At 62.6% G+C, this 22,495-nt stretch carries 19 protein-coding genes; 13 read left to right on the forward strand and 6 right to left on the reverse strand.

The features are described 5' to 3' along the window. The first annotated feature begins 2 nt into the window (after positions 1-2). The 7 genes from H3028_RS04700 (at position 3) to betA (ending at position 8,526) form a co-directional block, all read left to right on the forward strand. The gene (locus H3028_RS04700) at positions 3-890 is read left to right on the forward strand and encodes a proline/glycine betaine ABC transporter permease (RefSeq protein ID WP_181295889.1); all 888 of its coding nucleotides are present in this window, start codon (positions 3-5) and stop codon (positions 888-890) included. 31 nt (positions 891-921) lie between these two features. After that, a complete protein-coding gene (locus H3028_RS04705; protein WP_181295890.1) occupies positions 922-1,866 on the forward strand; it encodes a choline ABC transporter substrate-binding protein in 945 nt (314 codons plus the stop codon). Positions 1,867-2,129: 263 nt separating this feature from the next. After that, a complete protein-coding gene (locus tag H3028_RS04710; RefSeq protein WP_181295891.1) occupies positions 2,130-2,984 on the forward strand; it encodes a glycine betaine ABC transporter substrate-binding protein in 855 nt (284 codons plus the stop codon). Between the two features lie 69 nt (positions 2,985-3,053). Next, positions 3,054-4,364, forward strand: coding sequence for an OprD family porin (locus tag H3028_RS04715; RefSeq protein ID WP_181295892.1), 1,311 nt, complete (start codon positions 3,054-3,056; stop codon positions 4,362-4,364). Between the two features lie 260 nt (positions 4,365-4,624). Continuing rightward, positions 4,625-5,245: a transcriptional regulator BetI gene (gene betI, locus H3028_RS04720; RefSeq protein ID WP_181295893.1), complete on the forward strand. Its 621-nt coding sequence runs from the start codon at positions 4,625-4,627 to the stop codon at positions 5,243-5,245. Positions 5,246-5,253: 8 nt separating this feature from the next. Then, positions 5,254-6,726, forward strand: coding sequence for a betaine-aldehyde dehydrogenase (gene betB, locus H3028_RS04725; protein WP_181295894.1), 1,473 nt, complete (start codon positions 5,254-5,256; stop codon positions 6,724-6,726). A gap of 84 nt (positions 6,727-6,810) precedes the next feature. Further along, complete coding sequence (gene betA / locus H3028_RS04730) at positions 6,811-8,526, forward strand: choline dehydrogenase (RefSeq protein ID WP_181295983.1); 1,716 nt, start codon at positions 6,811-6,813, stop codon at positions 8,524-8,526. A 504-nt stretch (positions 8,527-9,030) separates the two neighbouring features. On the opposite strand, the gene choX is transcribed toward betA, so the two are convergent. Both choX and betC read right to left on the reverse strand, forming a co-directional pair. Continuing rightward, the gene (gene choX, locus H3028_RS04735) at positions 9,031-9,966 is read right to left on the reverse strand and encodes a choline ABC transporter substrate-binding protein (RefSeq protein ID WP_181295895.1); all 936 of its coding nucleotides are present in this window, start codon (positions 9,964-9,966) and stop codon (positions 9,031-9,033) included. A 70-nt stretch (positions 9,967-10,036) separates the two neighbouring features. Beyond that, positions 10,037-11,542, reverse strand: coding sequence for a choline-sulfatase (gene betC, locus H3028_RS04740; protein WP_181295896.1), 1,506 nt, complete (start codon positions 11,540-11,542; stop codon positions 10,037-10,039). A 111-nt stretch (positions 11,543-11,653) separates the two neighbouring features. Between betC and H3028_RS04745 the strand changes: the two genes are divergently transcribed. Continuing rightward, the gene (locus tag H3028_RS04745; protein ID WP_181295897.1) at positions 11,654-12,565 is read left to right on the forward strand and encodes a choline sulfate utilization transcriptional regulator; all 912 of its coding nucleotides are present in this window, start codon (positions 11,654-11,656) and stop codon (positions 12,563-12,565) included. A gap of 154 nt (positions 12,566-12,719) precedes the next feature. Then, positions 12,720-14,057 (forward strand): NADP-specific glutamate dehydrogenase, encoded by a 1,338-nt coding sequence (gene gdhA, locus H3028_RS04750; RefSeq protein ID WP_181295898.1) that lies wholly within the window; start codon positions 12,720-12,722, stop codon positions 14,055-14,057. A gap of 161 nt (positions 14,058-14,218) precedes the next feature. Here gdhA and H3028_RS04755 read toward each other — a convergent pair whose 3' ends face one another. Then, on the reverse strand, positions 14,219-14,995 hold the full coding sequence (locus tag H3028_RS04755; protein ID WP_181295899.1) for a ferredoxin--NADP reductase: 777 nt from the start codon (positions 14,993-14,995) through the stop codon (positions 14,219-14,221). 86 nt (positions 14,996-15,081) lie between these two features. Between H3028_RS04755 and H3028_RS04760 the strand changes: the two genes are divergently transcribed. The 4 genes from H3028_RS04760 (at position 15,082) to H3028_RS04775 (ending at position 18,583) form a co-directional block, all read left to right on the forward strand. Next, positions 15,082-16,209 carry a class I SAM-dependent methyltransferase gene (locus H3028_RS04760; RefSeq protein WP_181295900.1) on the forward strand — a complete coding sequence of 376 codons (1,128 nt, stop codon included), beginning with the start codon at positions 15,082-15,084 and terminating at the stop codon, positions 16,207-16,209. Beyond that, a complete protein-coding gene (locus H3028_RS04765; RefSeq protein WP_181295901.1) occupies positions 16,206-16,583 on the forward strand; it encodes a MerR family transcriptional regulator in 378 nt (125 codons plus the stop codon). Before H3028_RS04760 ends, H3028_RS04765 begins: the two co-directional genes overlap by 4 nt. 56 nt (positions 16,584-16,639) lie before the next feature. Continuing rightward, positions 16,640-17,029 (forward strand): carboxymuconolactone decarboxylase family protein, encoded by a 390-nt coding sequence (locus H3028_RS04770; RefSeq protein ID WP_181295902.1) that lies wholly within the window; start codon positions 16,640-16,642, stop codon positions 17,027-17,029. A gap of 327 nt (positions 17,030-17,356) precedes the next feature. Next, positions 17,357-18,583 (forward strand): MFS transporter, encoded by a 1,227-nt coding sequence (locus H3028_RS04775; RefSeq protein WP_181295984.1) that lies wholly within the window; start codon positions 17,357-17,359, stop codon positions 18,581-18,583. 94 nt (positions 18,584-18,677) lie between these two features. Here the strand turns inward: H3028_RS04775 and H3028_RS04780 are convergent, their stop codons facing one another. From H3028_RS04780 to H3028_RS04790, 3 genes are read right to left on the reverse strand one after another with little or no spacing between them, the layout of a single operon-like run. Further along, positions 18,678-20,882, reverse strand: a complete 2,205-nt coding sequence (locus H3028_RS04780; protein ID WP_181295903.1) for a xanthine dehydrogenase family protein molybdopterin-binding subunit — start codon at positions 20,880-20,882, stop codon at positions 18,678-18,680. Then, on the reverse strand, positions 20,882-21,865 hold the full coding sequence (locus tag H3028_RS04785; RefSeq protein WP_181295904.1) for a xanthine dehydrogenase family protein subunit M: 984 nt from the start codon (positions 21,863-21,865) through the stop codon (positions 20,882-20,884). Before H3028_RS04785 ends, H3028_RS04780 begins: the two co-directional genes overlap by 1 nt. After that, the gene (locus H3028_RS04790; RefSeq protein ID WP_181295905.1) at positions 21,862-22,392 is read right to left on the reverse strand and encodes a (2Fe-2S)-binding protein; all 531 of its coding nucleotides are present in this window, start codon (positions 22,390-22,392) and stop codon (positions 21,862-21,864) included. The genes H3028_RS04785 and H3028_RS04790 overlap by 4 nt, the downstream gene beginning before the upstream one ends. Positions 22,393-22,495: the final 103 nt, after the last annotated feature.

Genomic DNA, 22,495 nt, shown 5'->3' on the forward strand with positions numbered 1-22,495 from the left:
GCATGAGCAAAGAATTGGATCTGGGAAGCTGGGTCAACGACGTCGTTCAGCACCTGCTGGAGAACTACAGCGGCGTCTTCGATAGCCTCGGCGGCGTGGTCAGCGGATTTTCCGAGGGCATCGAGGCGCTGTTGATGCTGCCGCCGGCCTGGCTGCTCATCGCCATCTTCGTCGGCCTCGGACTATGGCGTATCGGCGCCCGGTTCGCCGCCTTCACCGCCGTTTCCTTCATCCTCATCGTGCTCACCGGTTTCTGGGAGCAGACGGTGGTAACGCTCGGCCTGACCTTCTCCGCCACGCTGATCAGCCTGGTGTTGGGTATTCCGCTGGGAATCTGGTCCGCGCGCAGCGAGCGGGTGGCCATGATCACCCGCCCCGTCCTCGACTTCATGCAGACCATGCCGGCGTTCGTCTACCTGATCCCGGCGGCAATGCTGTTCGGCCTCGGCCGGGTGCCCGGCATTATCGCCACGGTGATCTTTGCCATGCCGCCGGCGGTGCGCCTGACCAACCTGGGCATCCGTCAAGTCAACAAGGAAATCGTCGAGGCCGGGCAGTCCTTCGGCTGCAACAGCCGTCAGCTGCTGTTCAAGGTGCAACTGCCCAATGCCATGCCGTCGATCATGGCCGGGGTCAACCAGACCATCATGATGGCGCTGTCGATGGTGATCATCGCCTCGATGGTGGGTGCTGGTGGCCTGGGCAACGACGTGTTGGCCAGTATCCAACGACTGGACATCGGCCTCGGTTTCGAGAGCGGCATGGCCGTGGTGCTGCTGGCGATCATCCTCGACCGCATCACCGAAAGCTTCGGCACCGCCAAGCGAGCCACCCAAAAGGCCGCTTGGTACACCTGGGTGAGCACCAAGCTCAGACTGCAGCGCCAGTAGCCATTACGAACCGCAGACACAGGGATTTACGATGAATACGTTCAAGAAGATCACGGGTATCGGACTGTTCTCCTGCGCATTGATGCAGAACGCATGGGCGCAGGAGCCAGCCAGCTGCGAGAAGGTGCGCTTCGCTGAGATCGGCTGGGCGGATATCGCCGCGACCACCGGCGTCGCAATGGTGCTGTCCGAAGGCCTGGGCTACGACCCTAGCAAGGTGATGGCCTCGGTACCGATCGCCTTCACCGGCGTGAAAAACAAGCAGATCGATGCCTTTCTCGGTTACTGGTCGCCCTCCATGGACGCGGTCATCGAGCCCTTCACCAAGGACGGCGGCGTCAAGGTGCTCGAGTCGCCAAACCTTGAAGGCGCCAAGTACACCCTGGCGGTGCCGACCTACGCGGCCGAAGCAGGGCTGAAAAGCTTCCAGGACATCGCCAAGTTCGAAGACGAGCTGGGCGGCAAAATCTACGCGATCGAACCGGGTAACGACGGCAACCTGCTGATCGAAAAGATGATCAAGAGCGACCAGTTCGGCCTCGGTGACTTCCGCATGGTCGAATCCAGCGAAGCCGGCATGCTGGTTCAGGTCCAGCGCGCGATCAGGAAGAAAGAGCCAGTGGTCTTCCTCGGCTGGGCTCCACACCCGATGAACGCCCAGTACGACCTGACCTACTTGGCGGGTGGCGACGATGTGTTCGGCCCCGATTACGGTGCGGCCAAGGTGTTCACCGTGGTTCCGCCGGATTATCTGGAACGCTGCGCGAATGTCGGCAAGTTGCTACAAAACCTGCAATTTACCGTGCCGATCGAAAGCGAGCTGATGGAGCTGGCGCTCGAAAGGGATGACCCTACCACCGTCGCGAAGAACTGGATCAAAGCCAACCCGGCCATCCTCGAGCAGTGGCTGGCGGGCGTGACGACCTTCGATGGCCAGGATGGCGTTGCCGCCGTGAAGAAATTCGTCGGCCTCTGACTGCCTGAACGCAACCGCGCAACGCAGGGCCAGGCGACGGTAGCCAGCAGGCCCGTCCCGGCCTGCACGCCGAGACGAGCCTGCCGCCCAGCCGCAACACAACCGATCACATTTCATTTTCGCCGGTGCGCAAGCAGAACCAGCGCGCCGAACCGTGCATGGGATTTCGCTCAACCGCTGAGATCCCTGCAACAAACCGCAGTCCTCGCAGAACGGGACCACGGTCGGCATCACTGCCATATCCTGACATGGAGCTATAACGCATGAGTCTATTCAAGCACCTATTTTGTGGTCTCGGCGCCGCCAGCTTGGCGCTCGGCATGGCCACCAGCATGGCGGCGGACAAGCCCGAGCTGAAGATCGGCTACGTAAACGGCTGGGACGATAGCGTCGCCGCCACCCACGTGGCGGGTGAGATTCTCGAAAGCAACCTGGGCTACACCGTCAAGCTGCAACCGGTCGAGCCGGCCATCATGTGGCAGGGCGTCGCCCGCGGTGATCTCGACGCCACCCTCTCCGCCTGGCTGCCCGCCACCCATGGTGAGTATTTCGAAAAGCTGAAGGATAAAGTCGTGGTGCTCGGCACCAACTATGAAGGCGCCAAGATCGGTCTGATCGTACCGGACTACGTCGAGGCCAAAAGCATTGCCGATCTCGACCAATACAGCGAAGCGCTCGGCGGCAAGATCACCGGCATCGATGCCGGAGCCGGCGTGATGCGCCGCACCGAAGATGCCATCAAGCAATACGATCTGGACATCCGGCTGATGGCCAGCTCGGGGCCGGCCATGACCACCGCGCTGACCCGTGCGGAAAAGGCGAAGGAGCCGATCGTCGTCACCGGCTGGATCCCGCACTGGATGTTCGCCAAGTGGAAGCTGCGCTTCCTGGAAGACCCGAAGAAGGTCTTCGGTGATGACGAACACGTCGACACGGTCGCCAACCCGGCGCTGGCCAGCAAGGCTCCCGAGGCTGAGGCCTTCCTGAAGAAATTCAGCTGGAACGCGGAAGAAGTCGGTGAAGTGATGCTGGCCATTCGCGACGGCGCCAAGCCGGACGCTGCCGCCCGCGAATGGGTAAAAAACAACCCAGAACGCGTCGCCGGCTGGCTCGAATAAATCCCCCTGCCAACCCTCATCCAGAGCGGCGCCCCTAACGGGCGCCTCTCGACGCAATGGAGCAGCTTGATGCAAACAATGAAATGGAGTGCCCTGGCGCTGGCGGTAACCGCCTCCGCCACTCAGCTGGCCATGGCCAGCGAGCAGTCGGAATCGGCCGGCTTCGTCGCCGGCAGCAACCTGACACTGCTGAACAAGAACTACTACTTCGCCCGCGACAACCGTGCCCCCGGAGCAACTCCGAGCCGCATCGAAGAGTGGGCTCACGGCATGCTGCTCACCTATGAGTCCGGCTTCACCCAAGGCCCCGTCGGCTTCGGCGTCGACATCCATGCAGGCGGCGCAATCAAGCTCGACAGTGGCCGTGGCACGAGCGGTACCGGGCTGCTGCCGGTGGACAGTGACGGCCGTGCAGCCGACGAACTCGGTTTCGCTGGCGGTGCGGTCAAGCTGCGCGTCTCCAACACTACGCTGAAGTACGGCGACCTGACCCCCACCGCCCCGGTCTTCTCGCCGGGCACCGGGCGCATCTTCGCCAGCACCGCCAACGGCTTTCAGTTGACGTCCAGCGAGCTCGAGCAGCTGACCGTCGATGCGGGTTACTTCACCTCGCTCCGTGATCGCAACCGTTCGCTCAACCGCGACGGGGAGATCACTCTGGTCTACGCCGGCGGTATCGACGCGGAAACCGTCGGCTACCTGGGTGGCACCTACCAGCTGACCGACAGCCTCAGCGCTACCCTCTACGGCTCAAAGTACGAGGACGTCTGGACCCAGTACTACGGCAATCTGAACTACGCGCTGTCACTCTCGGAAGACCAGGCGCTGAGCTTCGATTTCAACGTCTACGACACCCGTGACGAAGGCGCCGCCCAGGCTGGCGACATCAACACCACGGCCTGGTCGCTGGCCGCCGGCTATTCGGTCGGCGCCCATACCTTCACCCTCGCCCACCAACAGGTGAACGGCAACTCGCCCATGGACTACATCAGCATGGACGGCACCAACGCTGGCGATTCCATCTACCTGGCCAACTCTTCGCAATGGTCGGACTTCAATGCGCCCGGCGAGAAGTCCGTCCAAGCCCGCTATGACGTCAACATGGCCGCCTACGGCATACCAGGCCTGAGTCTGATGGCGCGTTACATCAAGGGTGACATCGATGGCGCAAGCGTCGATCCCGATGGTGCCTACGCCTATTACGCTGGCGACGCCGGCAAGGGCAAGGAGTGGGAGCGTGACCTCGAAGCCAAGTATGTGCTCCAGGAAGGCAACCTCAAGGATCTTTCTTTCCGGGTGCGCTATGCCACGGCTCGCGGGTTCAACGGCGACATCGATGAACTGCGTGTGATCACCGAGTACCCGCTGGACATTCTGTAATCGCTGAGGACGTTCACGTCCGCCCTGCAACCGCACTGTACGCCGCCCTGCACACGAGAGGCCATCTCCGTAGGGCGGCGATCAGAACCGATGGGACATCATCGATGCTCGCAGGCTTGCCCGCATGCCCGTCGCGTATCGCCTACCCCTCGCCGCACGACACTCGCATATCCATTCTCGACAGCTCGCTCTTTATTGATTGATCGTTCAATTAAAAAAAATTAGCCTGTGTGCCATTCGAAATCTTATTCGGAGTCCTCATGCCCAAGGTTGGAATGCAGCCTATCCGGCGCAAGCAGCTGATCCACGCCACCCTCGAAGCGGTGGATCAGGTCGGCATGAGCGACGCTAGCATCTCGATGATTGCGCGTTTGGCAGGTGTCTCGAATGGCATCATCGCGCACTACTTCCAGGACAAGAACGGTCTGCTCGAAGCGACCATGCGGCACCTGATGAAGGCGCTCAATCAGGCCGTTCGTTCGCGCAGGGAGACGCTTGCCGACGACAGCCCCCGGGCACATCTGAAGGCGATCATCGACGGCAACTTCGACGACAGCCAGGTGAACGGCCCAGCGATGAAAACCTGGCTGGCGTTCTGGGCTTTCAGCATGCACCAGCCTGAGCTGCACAGGCTGCAACGGATCAATGATCACCGCCTGTATTCCAACCTCTGCTGCGAGTTCCGCCGAGTGCTACCAAAGGAACAGGCACGCTCGGCGGCGCGAGGCATGGCGGCACTTATCGATGGCCTGTGGTTGCGAGGCGCAATGGCCGGTGATGACTTCGATATCGATCAGGCGCTGCAACTGGCCTACGACTACCTGGATCAGCAACTGGCCAAGCAGGCGCTGCTGATCCCTCCTTTAATACGCACCGCGTGAGGACGACCATGCCCCGCTTCGAACAGCAAAAACTCTACATCAACGGCCGCTATGTCGAGGCTACGAGCGGCAACACGTTCGAGACCGTCAACCCGGCGACCGGCGAGGTGCTCGCCGAGCTGCAACGCGCATCGCAAAGCGACGTCGACAAGGCCGTCGCCAGCGCCGCTGCCGGACAAAAGGTCTGGGCCGCACTGACCGCGATGGAGCGCTCGCGCATCCTTCGCCGAGCGGTCGACATCCTGCGCGAACGTAACGATGAACTGGCCGAGCTCGAGACCCTCGATACCGGAAAGCCGCTGGCGGAAACCCGCGCAGTGGATATCGTGACCGGGACCGATGTGCTCGAATATTACGCCGGGCTGATTCCGGCCATCGAAGGCGAGCAAATCCCGTTACGCGATACCAGCTTCGTCTATACCCGCCGCGAGCCGTTGGGTGTGGTGGCCGGGATCGGTGCCTGGAACTACCCGATCCAGATTGCGTTATGGAAGTCCGCACCGGCACTGGCGGCCGGCAACGCGATGATCTTCAAGCCCAGTGAGATGACGTCTCTGAGCACCCTGAAACTGGCCGAGATTTACACCGAGGCAGGCGTGCCGGATGGCGTATTCAACGTGCTCACCGGCAGCGGCCGGGAAGTCGGCACCTGGCTCACCGAGCACCCTGGCATCGAGAAGATTTCCTTCACCGGCGGCACCAGCACCGGCAAGAAAGTCATGGCCAGCGCCTCCAGCTCGTCGCTCAAAGACGTGACCATGGAACTGGGAGGCAAGTCACCGCTGATCATCTTCGAGGACGCAAATCTCAACCGTGCAGCGGACATTGCGGTCATGGCCAATTTCTTCAGCTCTGGCCAGGTCTGCACCAATGGCACCCGCGTATTCATCCATCGCTCATTGCAGGCGCGGTTCGAAGCCAAAGTACTCGAGCGGGTAAAGCGCATCCGCTTAGGCGACCCGCTGAACGCGGAAACCAACTTCGGGCCCTTGGTGGGATATACGCATATGGACAGCGTACTGAGCTACATCGAGTCGGGCCGAGCCGAAGGGGCACGCCTGCTTTGTGGCGGCGCAAGGGTGACCGAAGGTGAGTACGCCAAGGGTGCCTATGTCGCGCCAACCGTGTTCAGCGATTGCCGCGATGACATGCGCATCGTGCGCGAAGAAATCTTCGGGCCCGTCATGAGCATTCTGATCTTCGATGACGAAGCGGAAGTGATCCGCCGCGCGAACGACACCGAGTACGGCCTCGCTGCCGGCGTGGTGACCAACGACCTGGCCCGTGCCCACCGTGTCATCCATCAGCTCGAAGCGGGCATTTGCTGGATCAACACCTGGGGCGAGTCGCCCGCTGAGATGCCGGTCGGCGGCTACAAGCAATCCGGTGTGGGCCGCGAGAACGGCCTGACGACCCTGGCGCATTACACCCGCACAAAATCGATTCAGGTCGAACTGGGCGATTTCGCCTCGGTGTTTTAGAAAACAGCCACGAGCTGCAAGACAGCCGGCACTGCTCACGCCTTTTCTCGACGGCGTGACGGCTGCCGCTTTCGTCCAGAGGATCTGACTATGGAATTCGACTACATCATCATCGGTGCCGGTTCGGCCGGTAACGTTCTGGCAACCCGCCTGACCGAGGACGCCGATGTCAGCGTGCTGCTGCTCGAAGCCGGAGGTCCCGATTACCGGATGGATTTTCGCACCCAGATGCCCGCCGCTCTCGCCTTTCCGCTACAGGGCCGGCGCTACAACTGGGCCTACGAGACCGATCCAGAACCGTACATGAACAATCGCCGTATGGAATGCGGCCGGGGCAAGGGCCTGGGTGGCTCCTCGCTGATCAACGGCATGTGCTACATCCGAGGCAACGCCCTGGATTATGACGGCTGGGCCACGACGCCCGGCCTGGAAGACTGGAGCTACCTCGACTGCCTGCCCTACTTCCGCAAGGCCGAGACCCGCGACATCGGCCCCAATGACTACCACGGCGGCGACGGCCCGGTGAGCGTGAGCACGCCAAAATCCGGCAACAACCCGCTGTTCCGCGCCATGATCGAAGCCGGCATTCAGGCTGGATATCCAGAAACCGACGACCTCAACGGCTATCGCCAGGAAGGCTTCGGCCCGATGGATCGCACGGTCACGCCCAAGGGCCGTCGCGCCAGTACTGCGCGCGGATATCTGGATATGGCGCGCGGTCGGCCGAACCTGACGATCGTCACCCATGCGTTGACCGACCGCATCCTGTTCAGCGGCAAGCGGGCCATCGGCGCCGCCTATCTGCACGGTAACGGTGACACACCGGTCATTGTGCATGCCCGGCGCGAGGTGTTGCTCTGCAGCGGCGCCATCGCCTCGCCGCAAATCCTGCAGCGCTCCGGCGTCGGCCCGGGCGCGCTGCTGCGTGAGCTCAACATCCCCATCGTGCATGAGTTGCCCGGCGTCGGCGCCAATCTGCAGGATCACCTGGAGATGTACCTGCAGTACGCCTGCAAGCAACCAGTCTCGCTTTACCCTGCGTTGCAACTGCACAACCAACCGCTGATCGGTGCCGAATGGCTGTTCCTGGGCTCGGGCGTCGGTGCCAGCAACCAGTTCGAGGCCGGCGGATTCATTCGCTCGCGCGCCGAGTTCGAGTGGCCGAACATCCAGTACCACTTCTTGCCGGTGGCGATCAATTACAACGGCAGCAACGCGGTGAAGGAGCACGGCTTCCAGGCCCATGTCGGCTCCATGCGTTCGCCCAGCCGCGGACGTGTGCATGCCAAATCGAGGGACCCTCGGCAACACCCGAGCATCCTGTTCAATTACATGTCCTGCGAGCAGGACTGGCAGGAATTCCGCGACGGCATTCGCATCACCCGGGAGATCATGGCGCAATCGGCGCTGGATCCTTATCGCGGCCGCGAGCTGAGCCCGGGCGCCAATGTCGAGAGCGATGCCGAGCTGGACGCCTTCGTGCGCCAGCACGCCGAAACTGCGTTCCATCCCTCCTGTTCCTGCAAGATGGGCGAGGACGAGATGGCAGTGGTCGACGGCCAGGGCCGGGTGCATGGCGTGGACGGGCTTCGGGTGATCGATGCCTCGATCATGCCGCTGATCACCACCGGCAATCTCAACGCACCGACCATCATGATGGCCGAGAAGCTCGCCGACCGGATCCGCGGGCGCACTCCGCTGCCACGCAGCACGGCGCCCTACTACGTCGCCGGAACCGACCCAGTGCGCACCATGCAGCAGGCGCAACCGGTAGATCTCCACATGACCGGAAGCGTTTAGGCGCGCTCGCCTGATGTAGGGTGGATGTCGCTTTTCACATCCACCGTTCTTCCGGCCCCGGTCTTGGCGGAACGCCTCGAGGTCTACCACAGGGCGGCGACCAGCTTGCTGGCGATCAGCCGAATCCTCGATTACACCCGGATCGCCAGCAAGCTGGCTCTACAAAATGCGCGCGGTGCCGTTCGCCTACCGGCTGCATGCCGCAACCGCCCCGGCGCGCGCTGCAGGGGCAGCCGGTCGATCTGCATATCGCGAGTGACTTAGGCGCAGGCGTCCGGCGGTAGGGTGGATGTGCTTTTCATATCCACCTCGCTTACGAGCGCCCCTAATGACGTACCCACCCAAAAGCGTGGGGTAATCAGCACCCACTCCGCTGCGGTGGGCTGAAGCAGAACGCCGCCCGGCCCACCCTAGCTGTCTGCACCTGATCAATGGATGCGCCGCGTGGGTGCGGCCAGGGCTGTTGAATCGCCTGTGCCGGGGCGGCGCGTATGCAATCCAGCGCTAGAGCGAGGCCTTCACCGCCGCCAGCCCATCTTCACCCTCGCGGGTTGTGACGCCTTGCAACCAGCCTTCGAGCACCTCGGGATGGGCCTGTATCCATGCCTTCACCGCCGCGTCGTTGCTGGCGTTTCTGGCCAGCACCTCGTCCATGATGGCGTTCTCCATGTCCTGGGTGAATTTCAGGTTGCTCAGCAGTTTGCCGACATTCGGGCACTGCGCGGCATAGCCCTTGCGCACCAGCGTATTGACCGTCCCACTTTCGCCGAAATAAGCCTCGCCGCCCTTGAGATACTTGATGTCGTGTTGCACGTTCATCGGGTGCGGCGTCCAGCCGAGAAAGACCACGCCCTTGTCCCGCTTAACTGCCCTGCCGACCTGCACCAGCATTGCCTGCTCGCTGGACTCGATCAACTTCCAGTCGCCAAGACCGAATTCATCGTTAGCGATCATTTTCTGGATCGTCAGGTTCGCTGGCGCACCGGCGGCAATCCCGTAAATCGTCTTGTCGAACAGATCGGCGTGCTTGTCGAGATCCTCGAAACGCTTCACGCCGGCATTCCAGACCGAGGTCGGCACCGCCAGGGTGTACTCGGTGCCGGTCAAGTTCACGCTGTGCTCGTCGATCTCACCGGTGGCCACGAACTTGTCGTAATTGTCCTGTTGCGCCGGCATCCAGTTGCCGAGGAAGACATCGACCTGATCCTTGGTCAGCCCGGCGAAGATGATCGGCACGCCCAGCGTCATGACCTGCGGCTTGTAGCCGAGGCCTTCGAGCAGCAGGCTGGCGATGCCATTGGTTACGGCAATGTCGCTCCAGCCCGGATCACCCAGGCGCACCGTGGCGCACTGTTTATCTTCGACCGCGCCCTGCGCCTGGAGACTCGTGGCGGCCAGTAACACGCTACCGGCCACAACCGCACTTATTGTTTTTCTCATATCCGTCTGCCTTCTCTCTATTCGAAAGGATTCCGTAGGCACGGCCTGGTTGCTGCCGTGTCGTAATGATTCAGGGTCTAGGGTAACGTGCCTTGCGCTCGAGATCGTCCAGGTCAATGTGATTGCGCATGTATTGCTGGCTGGCATCGACCCAGGGCTGATGGTCCCAGCTGGTCAGCTTGCCCAAGCTCAGCGCCTCTCTGACGAGACGTCGGCGGCGCTGGCTATCGAGCACTTGTTGATGGATTGCGGGCATGTTCCAGCGCTGCCGCGCCTCGGTCAGAAACGCCTCGGCCACCGTCTCGTGATCGGCCGAGCCGACCAGGTTTTCGCGCTCCAGCGGATCATTGACCAAATCGAACAACAGGCAGGGATCCTGTTCCGAATAGATGAACTTGTAGGCCCCGCGGCGGATCATCATCAGCGGGCTGGTGGTGCCTTCAGCCATGTATTCGCCGATCACTTCGTCATGGCCCTCGTGGCCGGTCAGGTGCGGCAACAACGAGCGGCCATCGAGCGGCAGGTTGGCCTCCAGCGTGCCGCCGGCCAGCTCGACCAGGGTCGGCAACAGGTCGGCGGTCGACACCGAGGCGCCGATTCGTGCCGGATCGATGCCAGGGGCACGGATGATCAGCGGCACGCGAGCCGCCATCTCGAACCAGTGCATCTTGTACCAGAGGCCACGTTCGCCCAGCTGGTCGCCGTGGTCGCCAGAGAACACAACGATCGTGTCCTCGGCTAGGCCGCACGCCTCAAGCGTCTTCAACAGCTTGCCGACGTTGTCATCGATGTAGCTGCAAGCACCGAAGTAAGCGCGCCGGGCATCCTTGATTTTCTGTTCGGGCAGCGACTTGCCCCACAGGTCGATGACCTTGAGCAGGCGCTGCGAGTGCGGATCTTGCTCGTCCTGAGCGATATCCTGGCGCGGCAGCGGAATGTCCTCGTCCTGATAGCGGTTCCAGTACTCCTCTGGAATGGTGTAGGGGTCGTGAGGATGGGTCATCGACACCGTCAGGCAGAACGGCTTGCCATCTTCCGCCCGAACGAAGTCGTAGAGGTACTGTTGCGCCTTGAACACCACCTCCTCATCGAAATCCATCTGGTTGGTGCGCACGCTGGGCCCAGCCTGCAACACGGAGGACATGTTGTGATACCAGCTCAGGCGTACGTCCGGCTCGTCCCAGTTCACCGCCCAGCCGTAATCGGCCGGGTAGATATCGCTGGTCAGCCGCTCCTCATAGCCATGCAGCTGGTCCGGGCCGCAGAAATGCATCTTGCCGGACAGTGCTGTGTGGTAACCGAGCCGGCGCAGGTAGTGCGCGTAGGTCGGCACGTCGGCAGGAAAGTCGGCGGCATTGTCGTAGGCGCCGATCTTGCTGGGCAGCTGGCCGCTGACCAGGGTGAAGCGCGACGGTGCGCAGAGCGGGCTATTGCAATACGCCGAATCGAACACCACGCCTTCGGTCGCCAGACGCGAAAGGTTCGGCAATTTGATCGGCGATGCCGGGTCATGCATCGGCAGGATTGGCGCGGCCATCTGATCGGCCATGATGAATAGTATGTTTGGGCGCTTCATATCCGAGTGGTCCATGTCTGGTTTTTATGCGAGATTGCTTCGAACACAGTCTGGACCCTGAAACGCTGCGGTAAACCCGGCTGCAGGATATGCCTAGGATAAGTACAGCTAATGCGTAATCAGATCGACCAAATCCCCCTTGATGCGCTACGGGTATTCGAATCCGCCGCTCGCCTGCAGAGCTTCACCGCCGCAGCGCTGGAACTGGGGAGCACGCAGCCGGCGATCAGTCAGCAGATCAAGCGTCTGGAGCACCAGCTGGCGGCCCGTCTGTTCGACCGTGTCTACCGCGGCATCGTCCTCACCGAGGCCGGCGAGCTGCTACTGGGCTATGTGCAGCAAGGCCTGGGCACGCTCGACGCAGGCATCGCCGCGGTCACCACAAAGCAGCAGCACGAGGTGCTCCAGGTCGCCACCGACTTCGCCTTTGCGGCGTACTGGCTGATGCCGCGCCTGGAGCGCTTCCACCAGCTTCATCCCGAGGTGGATGTCAGCCTGGTGACCAGCGAGCGCGGCCTGGGAGCGCTGCCATCGGAAACCGACGTGGCCATCGTCTTCGGCGATGGACGCTCCAAACATGGCGAGACGCATCTGCTGTTTCACGAAGAGGTGTACCCCGTCTGCAGCCCGCAGTTGCTCAAGGATCAGCCCGCGCCCTTGCCGCCGTCCGCATTGGCGCGGCTGCCGCTGCTGCATCTGCGACCGGAAAGCCGCTCGCGCTGGCTCGACTGGAGCAGCCTGTTTCGCGCGCTGGGTATCGCCGAGCTCCCCGGCTCGGGCATGTTGCGCTTCGACAATTACACGCTACTGGTCCAGGCGGCGATTGCCGGCCAGGGCGTCGCCATCGGTTGGCGTCATCTGGTCGATGAACTGATAGCCCAAGGCCTGCTCTGCCGCGTCTGCACGACAAGCGTGAAAACCGAGTTCGGCTATTACGTGGTGCTTCCTGAGCGTAAACGGCGCCAGCGCCTGATCGGCACCTTCGTGACCTGGCTCCAGGCCGAACTGGCCGACGACCCTTGAACACAGTCGACCATCCGCCCGAAACGCAACGAATCTGCACCAACAGGGTGCTTTGCTCGCTAGAACGCACTATCGCAAGGCAAATGCGCTTTGCTAGAGTCGGCGGCCTACCATTTTTTCATGACCGCTAATGGCGGTAATCGAGGCCATTTAAATGACTGAAACCGTCAATGCGTTTCTCTCCCGACTGAAGCAGCGCGATCCGCACCAGCCAGAATTTCACCAAGCGGTCGAAGAGGTTCTCGGCAGCCTTTGGCCATTTCTGGAAGCGAACCCCAAGTACCAGCAGGCCGGCATCCTGGAACGTATCGTGGAGCCGGAACGGGCCATCATGTTCCGTGTTCCATGGGTCGACGACCGGGGCCAGGTACAGGTCAATCGCGGGTTCCGCATTCAGATGAACAGCGCCATCGGCCCCTACAAGGGCGGCCTGCGCTTCCATCCTTCAGTCAATGTGGGTGTACTGAAGTTCCTTGCCTTCGAACAGGTCTTCAAGAACTCCCTCACCTCGCTGCCCATGGGCGGCGGTAAAGGCGGCTCGGACTTCAACCCAAAAGGCAAAAGCGACAGCGAAGTGATGCGCTTCTGCCAATCGTTCATGAGCGAGATGTTCCGCCACATTGGAGCTGACGTCGATGTACCGGCTGGTGACATCGGAGTCGGCGCGCGCGAGATCGGCTACCTGTTCGGGCAGTACAAACGCCTATCCAACCAATTCACCTCCGTGCTCACCGGCAAGGGCCTGTCCTACGGCGGCAGCCTGATCCGCCCGGAAGCCACCGGCTTCGGTTGCGTGTACTTCGCCGAGGAAATGCTCAAGAGCACCCACAGCAGTTTCGACGGCAAGCGAGTCGCCATATCCGGATCGGGCAACGTCGCCCAGTACGCCGCGCAGAAGGTCATGGAACTCGGCGGCAAGGTGATTTCCCTGTCGGATTCCGGCGGCACCCTGCACTTCCCTGAAGGCTTGACCGAAGAGCAGTGGGGCTACCTGATGGACCTCAAGAACGTCCGACGCGGTCGGCTCGAGGAAATGGCCACGCATTTCGGCATCGCCCACTTGCCTGAACAGCGCCCCTGGAATCTGCCCTGCGAGATCGCCCTGCCTTGCGCTACGCAGAACGAACTCGACGGCGAGGATGCGCGCAGCCTGCTGAACAACGGCTGCATCTGCGTGGCCGAAGGGGCCAACATGCCCTCGACGCTCGAAGCGGTTGACCTGTTCCTCGAAGCGAGCATTCTCTTCGCGCCAGGCAAAGCCTCCAATGCCGGCGGTGTCGCCTGTAGCGGCCTGGAAATGAGCCAGAACGCCATGCGCATGCATTGGACCGCCGGCGAGGTGGATACCAAGCTGCACAGCATCATGCAATCGATCCACCATGCTTGCGTGTCTTATGGCGAAGAAAACGGCCGCACCAACTACGTGAAGGGCGCCAACATCGCCGGCTTCGTCAAGGTCGCCGATGCGATGCTGGCGCAGGGCGTGGTGTAAAAGAGCGGCAAGCTTCAAGCCGAAAGCTGCAAGAAAAAGCCCCCGTCGGATCGTCCGGTGGGGGCTCTTCTTTTGGGAAACAGAAAGCGGGAATCGTTGGTGGGCTGAAGCGGAGCGCCGCGACCCGCCCTGCGCTGCTGGGCACTTCCAGCCTCACGTACCTACCAATAATTTTCCACGGCCACCTGCCCGGGCCGCCGGGTCAGACTCAGGTTGAGATCGCGCGCCTTGAGGATGGTGCGGGTGTCCTCGATCATCTGCGGGTTGCCGCAGAGCATGATCCGCGAGTGCTCGGGCTCCAGCTTCAGGCCGGCAGCACCCTCCAGTTCGCCGCTCTCGATCAGCCTGGTAATGCGCCCATGCAAGGCGCCGGGCGCCTTTTCGCGGGTAATCACCGGTAGATAGGTGAGTTTGCCGCCCAGACCTTCCAGATAATCACGCTGCGGCAGCTCGCGGATCAGCGTCTGATAGGCCAGCTCGGATGCCGTGCGCGCACTGTAGACCAGCACGATCCGCTCGAATCGCTGCCAGACCTCGAAGTCCTGCAAAATCGAAAGAAACGGTGCAAGACCGGTACCTGTGCCCAGTAGCCACAAGTCGCGGCCGTCAATGAAACGATCCAGGGTAAGAAAGCCGAACGCCTGCTTGTCCACCAGCAACTCATCGCCGGGCTTCAGGCGGCTGAGTTCGCTGGTGAACTCGCCATCCGGCACCACAATGGAAAAGAAGTCGAGAAACTCGTCATGGGGCGCCGAAACCATCGAATAAGCGCGCCAGACGATGTTGCCACTGGGTTTGCGCACACCGAGGCGGGCGAACTGCCCGGCCGTGAAACGGAAACCGGGGTCGCGGGTCGTGCGCAAGGTGAATAGCGTGGGGGTCAACGTCTGCACCTCGAGCAGACGCTGACGGGTGAACTTCTCTTCGCTGACGGTCATACTTCGCTCCCTTCGCGGACATCTGCGGGTTCGAGGGTTGTACCCTTGATACTCCATTCCGACGCCCACAAACACCGCCAGTTCTTATGCCTATTCTCGAATCCGCCTACGCCCGCCTCAACCTGATCCGCCAGCCGGAACAGCCCAACGAACCCTTGCAGGCCTTCGATGCGGCAGACGAATACCTGTTGGCGCAGCTGCATGAGCAGGGCTTGCCGGCGTCGACGCGGCTGCTGGTCCTGAATGACAGCTTCGGCGCGCTGGCTTGTTCCCTGGCTCATCACGCCCATGTCACCAGCAGTGGCGATTCCCACCTGGCGCATCTGGCGCTCGAAAAGAACCTGCAACGCAATGCACTCCCCAGTGACGCCGTGACCTTCGCTCCGGCCAGCGAAGTCGCGCAGGGCCCGTTCGACCGGGTGCTGATACGCGTGCCCAAGACCCTTGCCCTGCTGGAAGAGCAGCTGATCCGGCTGCACGGCCAACTGGCGCCGGGTGCCCAGGTGGTCGCCGCCGCGATGATCAAGCATCTACCGCGCGCGGCGGGCGACTTGCTGGAGCAGTACATCGGCCCGGTGCAGGCCTCGCTAGCCGTAAAGAAGGCACGTCTGCTGACCGCTACGCCAGTGGAGAAGCCAGCACCCCGCTCGCCCTACCCGACCCGCTACCGCGTCGATCAGCCGGGTCTGGAATTGATCAATCACGCCAATTTGTTCTGCCGGGAAGACCTCGACATCGGCACCCGCGCCTTTCTCCCGCATCTGCCCAAGGCGCTCGGCAACCTACGCGTAGCCGACCTGGGCTGCGGCAACGGCGTGCTCGGTATCGTCTATGCGCTGGGCAATCCGCAGGCCGAGCTGACGCTGGTGGATGAAAGCTACATGGCGGTGCAGTCGGCGCGCGAGAACTGGCAGGCGATCCACGGAGAGCGTCCCGTCGATATCCGTGCCGGCGATGGGCTGGCCGAGCAGCCGATGGATTCGCTGGATCTGGTGCTGTGCAATCCGCCGTTCCACCAGCAGCAGGTGGTGGGTGATTTTCTCGCCTGGCGGATGTTCACCCAGGCCAAAACAGCGCTGGCCAAGGGCGGCGAGCTGTGGATCGTCGGCAACCGTCACCTCGGTTATCACCTCAAACTCAAGCGGCTGTTCGGCAAGGTCGAGCAGGTCGCGGCGACGCCCAAGTTCGTCATCCTGCGGGCGATCAAGCCGTGAGCGAGGCGCCGGTTCGGCTGAGCATCCAGCAGTTCGCCGCGCGAACCGGCCTGTCTGCCGACACCCTGCGCTATTACGAAAAAATCGGCCTGCTGCGCCATGTCGCTCGGGACGCGAGCGGCTTTCGTGTCTACGGGCCACGCGACCTTGAATGGGTCGGCTTCATCCTGCGCCTGAAGGACACCGGCATGGCGCTGGATGACATCATTCGCTATGCCGATCTACGTGAAGACGGCGATTCCACCCTTACGGCGCGCCAGGCATTGCTCGAAGCCCATGCGGCCAAGTTGCAGGCGCGCCTCGAGCGCGACCGCGAGCATCTGGACGCACTGCAGGCAAAGATCGAGCGGTACCGCCAGCAAACGACCTATTGACTTGGAGTTGACTCCAACCCGCAGGCTCTTCCTCTAACACTCGAGAGGAACGCGCCATGCCTGCATCAACCCGCTACACCGAAGGCCTAGCCAAGCTTGAGCAGATCGACGGTGAGGCCGGCCGAAAGGTCATCGACAGCCTGCAAGCCATCGCCCCGGATCTCGCCCGTTACGTCATCGAGTTTCCCTTCGGCGATATCTACCAGCGCCCCGGCCTCGACCTGACACAGCGGGAGCTGGCCACAGTCGCGGCATTGACGGCACTCGGACACTGCCAACCGCAGCTGGCGGTGCATATCCATGGCGCGTTGAATGTCGGCTGCACACCGGAACAGATCATTGAGGTGATCATCCAGATGGCCGTCTATGCTGGTTTTCCCGCGGCGCTCAACGGCATGTCGACAGCAAAGACGGTATTTGCCGAACGCGGCCTGCTGCCTGCATGAGCATAGCTATTCGCCCACACTTAAACGCTTCGCGACCAAGCTCGCTCCTACGCGGCCGCTGAGGTTTCAATTGCAGGAGCGAGGGGGCCACCTAGTTCTTGCCCGCGAGGCGGCATAGTCACGATGTCGATGTTCCTGACTGTTTCTCCTCAACGCAGTGCGTAGGGTGGGCTTCAGCCCACCAGAGACGCCACGCTTCGCCCCCTTTCGCGAGCTAAAGCGAAACGCAGCCCGGCCCACCCTACAGTCTTCTGCTGGCGGCTTGCCTCACAGCGCTACAGCGGCTGCATGCTAATCTCGCGCCCTGCCCACCTTGCGCCCGAATTGATGTCCACTCACGCCAAACTCCTGCTCCGCCACCAGCGCCCGTTCATCAAGTTTTGGTTCGCCCGCGTGTTCACGGCCAGTGGTTTCCAGATGCTGGCCGTTGCTATTGGCTGGCACATGTATGAGCTGACCGGCAGCGTGCTCGACCTCGGCCTGGTGGGCCTGGCCGAGTTCTTTCCGCGCCTGCTGTTCATTCTCTGGACCGGTCATGTCGCTGACCGCTTCGATCGGCGCCGTGTCGCGGCGCTGTGTCAGGGCTTGCAAGGGCTGATCGCCCTGTCGCTGGTGCTCGGGGCGGGCGGGCTGGGTGTGACGCGGGAGATGATCTTCGTGCTCGCGTTCCTGCTGGGCACCGCGCGGGCGTTTGAAGGCCCGGCCACCCAGGCGCTATTGCCGAGCCTGGTTCCCACACAGCTGTTCCCGGCAGCGGTAGCGGCCTCGTCTTCGGCCATGCAGACGGCCACCATCGTCGCACCTGCGCTTGGGGGTCTGTTGTTCGCCATCGGTCCGCTGTGGGTGTATGGGCCGGTAGCGCTGCTCTTTGCCCTTGCATGCAGCTTGATGCTGAGCCTGCCGAAGCGTCCCGCGCCGCCGAAGCAGACCGGCCCTGCGATGGACAATCTGCTCGCCGGCATGCACTTCATTCGCAGCCGTCCCGACATCTTCGGCGCCATTTCACTGGACATGTTTGCCGTGCTGCTCGGCGGTGCCACGGCGCTGTTGCCGGTGTTCGCCAAGGACATTCTGCTTACCGGCCCGTGGGGCCTCGGGCTGCTGCGCTCAGCACCAGCAGTGGGTGCGCTATTGATGTCCTTCTGGCTGGCGCGCTATCCGATAAACCGCCAAGTCGGGCGGGTCATGTTCGTGGCTGTCGGGGTGTTCGGCCTGGCGACCATCGCCTTCGGGCTGTCGACCTCGTTCTGGTTGTCGATGGGCGTGCTGGTGGTGCTGGGCGCAGCGGACATGATCAGCATGGTGATCCGCGGCGCCTTCGTGCAGCTGGAAACGCCGGACGCGATGCGCGGACGGGTCAGTGCGGTCAACGGTTTGTTCATTGGCGCATCCAATCAGCTCGGTGAATTCGAGTCCGGCCTGACGGCTCACTGGTTCGGCACGGTGCCGGCTGTGGTGATCGGCGGGGTTGGTACGCTGATCGTTGCCGGCGTCTGGATGAAGCTGTTTCCGACGCTCGCCAATCGGGACCAGTTGCATCGGGATCTGGATTAGGTGGAAAAGACGCTTCGCGGTCCTCCACCCCTACAGCCGTGACCGGTCAACCGTAGGGTGGAAAACGGCGAAGCCTTTTCCGCCGCCCCGTCTCTTACAACAACTTATCCATCGTGATCGGCAAATCGCGCACCCGCTTGCCGGTGGCGTGGTAGATGGCGTTGGCCACCGCCGCGGCCACACCGACGATACCGATCTCGCCGACGCCCTTGGAGCCGAGCGCATTAACGATCTCGTCCTTCTCCTCGACGAAGATCACGTCGATCTCACCGATATCGGCATTCACCGGCAGGTGGTACTCCGCCAGGTTGTGATTCATATAGCGCCCCAGGTTATGGTCGATCATGGTCTCCTCGTGCAACGCCTGGCCGATGCCCCATACCACGCCGCCGGCAATCTGGTTGCCCGCTGTCTTGGGGTTGACCACCCGCCCGGCCGCTACGGCACTGACCGCGCGCGTCACCTTCACCGTGCCCAGTGTCTCGTCCACCCGTACCTCGATAAATACGGCCGAGTGAGTGGCGGTTGAATAGGCATTGCGCTTCTCGCCGGGCTTGACGCTCACCTCAGCCTCGAGCACGCCGCTGACGGCGACAATCTGTTCGATCTCAACGCTGTGCGCGGGTGAGGCCTTGAGCCGCATCTGGCCTTCGACGAACTCGACATCGTCGAGCTTGGCCCCGGTAAATGGTGACACCGGCGACTGCTGCGCCGCATCGAGGATCTTCTGCCGCAACCCTTCGCAAGCTTGCTGCACCGCGCTGCCGACCGACGACACGGTCGCCGACCCGCCTTCCAGAGGCGCCTGGGAGAGGTTGGAATCGCCCAGGCGGAACTCAACACGCTCCAGGGGCAGGCCCATCGCCTCCGCGGCAATCTGGGTCATCACCGTGTAGGTACCGGTGCCGATGTCGGCGGTGGCGCTGCTGACCACCAGCCGACCATCCGGCCCCATGCAGGCCTTGGCGCTGGCCGGCATCTGAATCGCCTCCCAGACGCCGGTGGCCATGCCCCAGCCGATCAACTGATTGCCGTCGCGCATGCTGCGGGGCCCCATGGAGCGGCGCGACCAACCGAAACGCTCGGCGCCCTGCTCGTAGCATTGGCGCAGCTCCTTGCTGGAGTACGGCTTGTCCTCGTTGCCGTTGCGCTCGGCATAGTTGGTCAGCCGCAAGGCCAGCGGGTCGACGGCCGCAGCATAGGCCAGCTCATCCATGGCGCATTCCAATGCGTACACGCCGATGGCCGCACCCGGCGCACGCATGTCCAGCGGGGTGTAAACGTCCAGCGGCACCAGCTGATAATCCAGCCGCACATTGGGGCACCGATAGAGCATGCCGGACCACTCGACCTCATGCTCGGTGAAATCCTCGAAGCTCGAGGTCTGGCCGATCGCCTGATGCGTCAGGGCTTCCAGTTGGCCATTGGGTGCCGCGCCGAGAGAGATCCGCTGCAGACTGCGCGGCCGATAGCCGAAGGTGAACATCTGCTGTCGCTTGAGCGCCACGCGTACCGAACGCTGCAGTTTCAGCGCCGCCATCACTGCGAGGGGCAGCTGGTACTGCGGCCGCAGCCCGGAGCCGAAAGCGCCGCCAACGAACGGTGAAATGACGCGGATCCTGCCTTCCATGCCGAACACGTTCTCCAGATAACGCATGCAGTTCTGCACGCCCTGAGTCTTGTCGTAGACCTCCAGGTTGCCTTCCGGAAAATAGTGGACGGTGGAGGCATGCGGCTCCATCGGGTTGTGGTGCTCGACCGGCGTGGTGTATTCGAGATCAAGCCTGAGCATCGCACCACGCAATGCAGCATCCGCGTTGCCACGGGCCGGGGGCAGCTCGACCGGCGCTTTGTGCATGGTTTCCAGCTCGCTGAGCAGGTCGGTCCGGTGCGGCTCGCGCTCGTACTCCACGCGCACCAGGCTGCCGGCATAACGGGCCAGTTCAAGGTTCACGGCGACCACCAGCGCAACCGGCTGGCCGCTGTAAAGGATGCGGTCGTTGAACAACGGGCGAAACGGGGAGCCCTCGGCGGCATCATCGTCTTCGTAAGGTTCGTCGTAACTGGCGATCGGCGGGCGGTTCTGGTGAGTCAGCACCAGCTCAACGCCAGGCACCGCCTCGGCCGCGCTGGCATCGATGCTGAGAATCCTGCCCCGGGCGATGCTGCTATTGACTACGCTGCCGTAAAGCAGACCGGGCACCTGGAATTCTGCAGCGTACTGCGCTTTACCGGTGACCTTGAGCGGGCCGTCGACGCGATCGATGGGCTGGCCGAAGGGAGAAGAGGCAGATTTCATCAGGCGGCTCCTTTGGCGGCATCGGTCAGGGCACGCACAATGGCGCGCCGGCCCAGTTCGATCTTGAAAGCGTTGTGTTCGAAGCCACTGGCTCCTTCCAGCAGGATGTCCGCCGCGGCTGTGAATGCGGCCTCGTCAGGAGACTTGCCGACCAGCGCCGCCTCCGCTTCGGCCTTACGCCACGGTTTGTGCGCCACACCGCCCATGGCGATGCGGGCGTTGTGGATGCCGGTGCCGCTCATCTCCAACGCTGCCGCCACCGAGACCAGGGCGAAGGCATAGGACGCACGGTCGCGCACCTTGAGGTAGCTGCAGTGCGTAGCAAAACCTTGCGGCGGCAGCTCGACCGCGGTGATCAGCTCGCCGTCGGCCAGCGTGTTGTCACGGTCTGGCGTGTCGCCCGGCAAGCGATGGAAGTCGGCGAAGGCGATCCGCCGCTCGCCCTGCGGCCCTTGCACCTGCACCGCGGCTTCCAATGCGGTCAGGGCTACGCACATATCAGATGGATGCACAGCGATGCACGCCTCGCTGTGCCCGAGAACCGCGTGGATACGGTTGAGGCCATCGCGCGCCGAGCAGCCACTGCCGGGCTCACGCTTGTTGCATGGCGTGGTGCTGTCGTAGAAGTAGTAGCAACGGGTGCGCTGCAACAGGTTGCCGCCCGTGGTTGCCATGTTGCGCAGCTGTGGCGAGGCGCCTGCGAGAATCGCCTGGGACAGCAATGGATAGCGTTGTTGCACCAGCGGATGCCAAGCCAGGTCCGAGTTGCTCACCAGCGCACCGATACGTAGTCCGCCCCCGGTCGTCTCCTCGACGTCGGCCATCGGCAGACGGGTAATGTCGATCAGCTGCGCCGGGCGGGTGACGTTTTCTTTCATCAGGTCGAGCAGATTGGTGCCGCCGGCAATATAGCGGCTGTTCGGCCGGTACAGGCCGATAGCTTCGTCGATGGACGCCGGACGTGCGTAGCTGAACGGGTTCACGGCTTCACCTCCCGCACGGCGGTGAGGCGGTCGCGCGTCTGCGGCATCGCCTCTTCGATTGCTGCGAGGATGTTCGGATAGGCGCCGCAGCGGCAGAGGTTACCGCTCATTTGTTCGCGCAGATCGTCGCGGGTCTGCGCGTGACCTTCAGCCACCAGGCCGACCGCCGAGCAGATCTGCCCCGGCGTGCAATAACCGCATTGGAAGGCGTCGTGGCTGACGAAGGCGGCCTGCATCGGATGCAGCTCCTCGCCTTGGGCAAGCCCCTCGATAGTCATCAGCCGAGCGCCGTCGTGCATGATCGCCAGGGTCAGGCATGAGTTGATCCGCTTGCCATTGAGCAACACCGTGCAAGCGCCACATTGGCCGTGGTCGCAACCTTTCTTCGTGCCGGTCAGATGCAGTTGCTCGCGTAGCAGATCGAGCAGTGTGGTCCAGGGATACACCTCAACCTGGCGGCTCTGGCCGTTCAACTCAAGGGTTATCGGGCAGGCGGCGGCACCTGCAGGAGAGGATGTTTCGCTCATGGCAGCCTCACGGTTTTTGGGGGCCGTCCGGCACCTGTTCTGCGCAGGCTCGCCGAAGACCTCAGGCATTGGGTGCGCTGTCCGTGCGTCTAGGGGTACGACT

Source organism: Pseudomonas sp. Q2-TVG4-2, assembly GCF_013620795.1.
GTDB lineage: Bacteria > Pseudomonadota > Gammaproteobacteria > Pseudomonadales > Pseudomonadaceae > Stutzerimonas.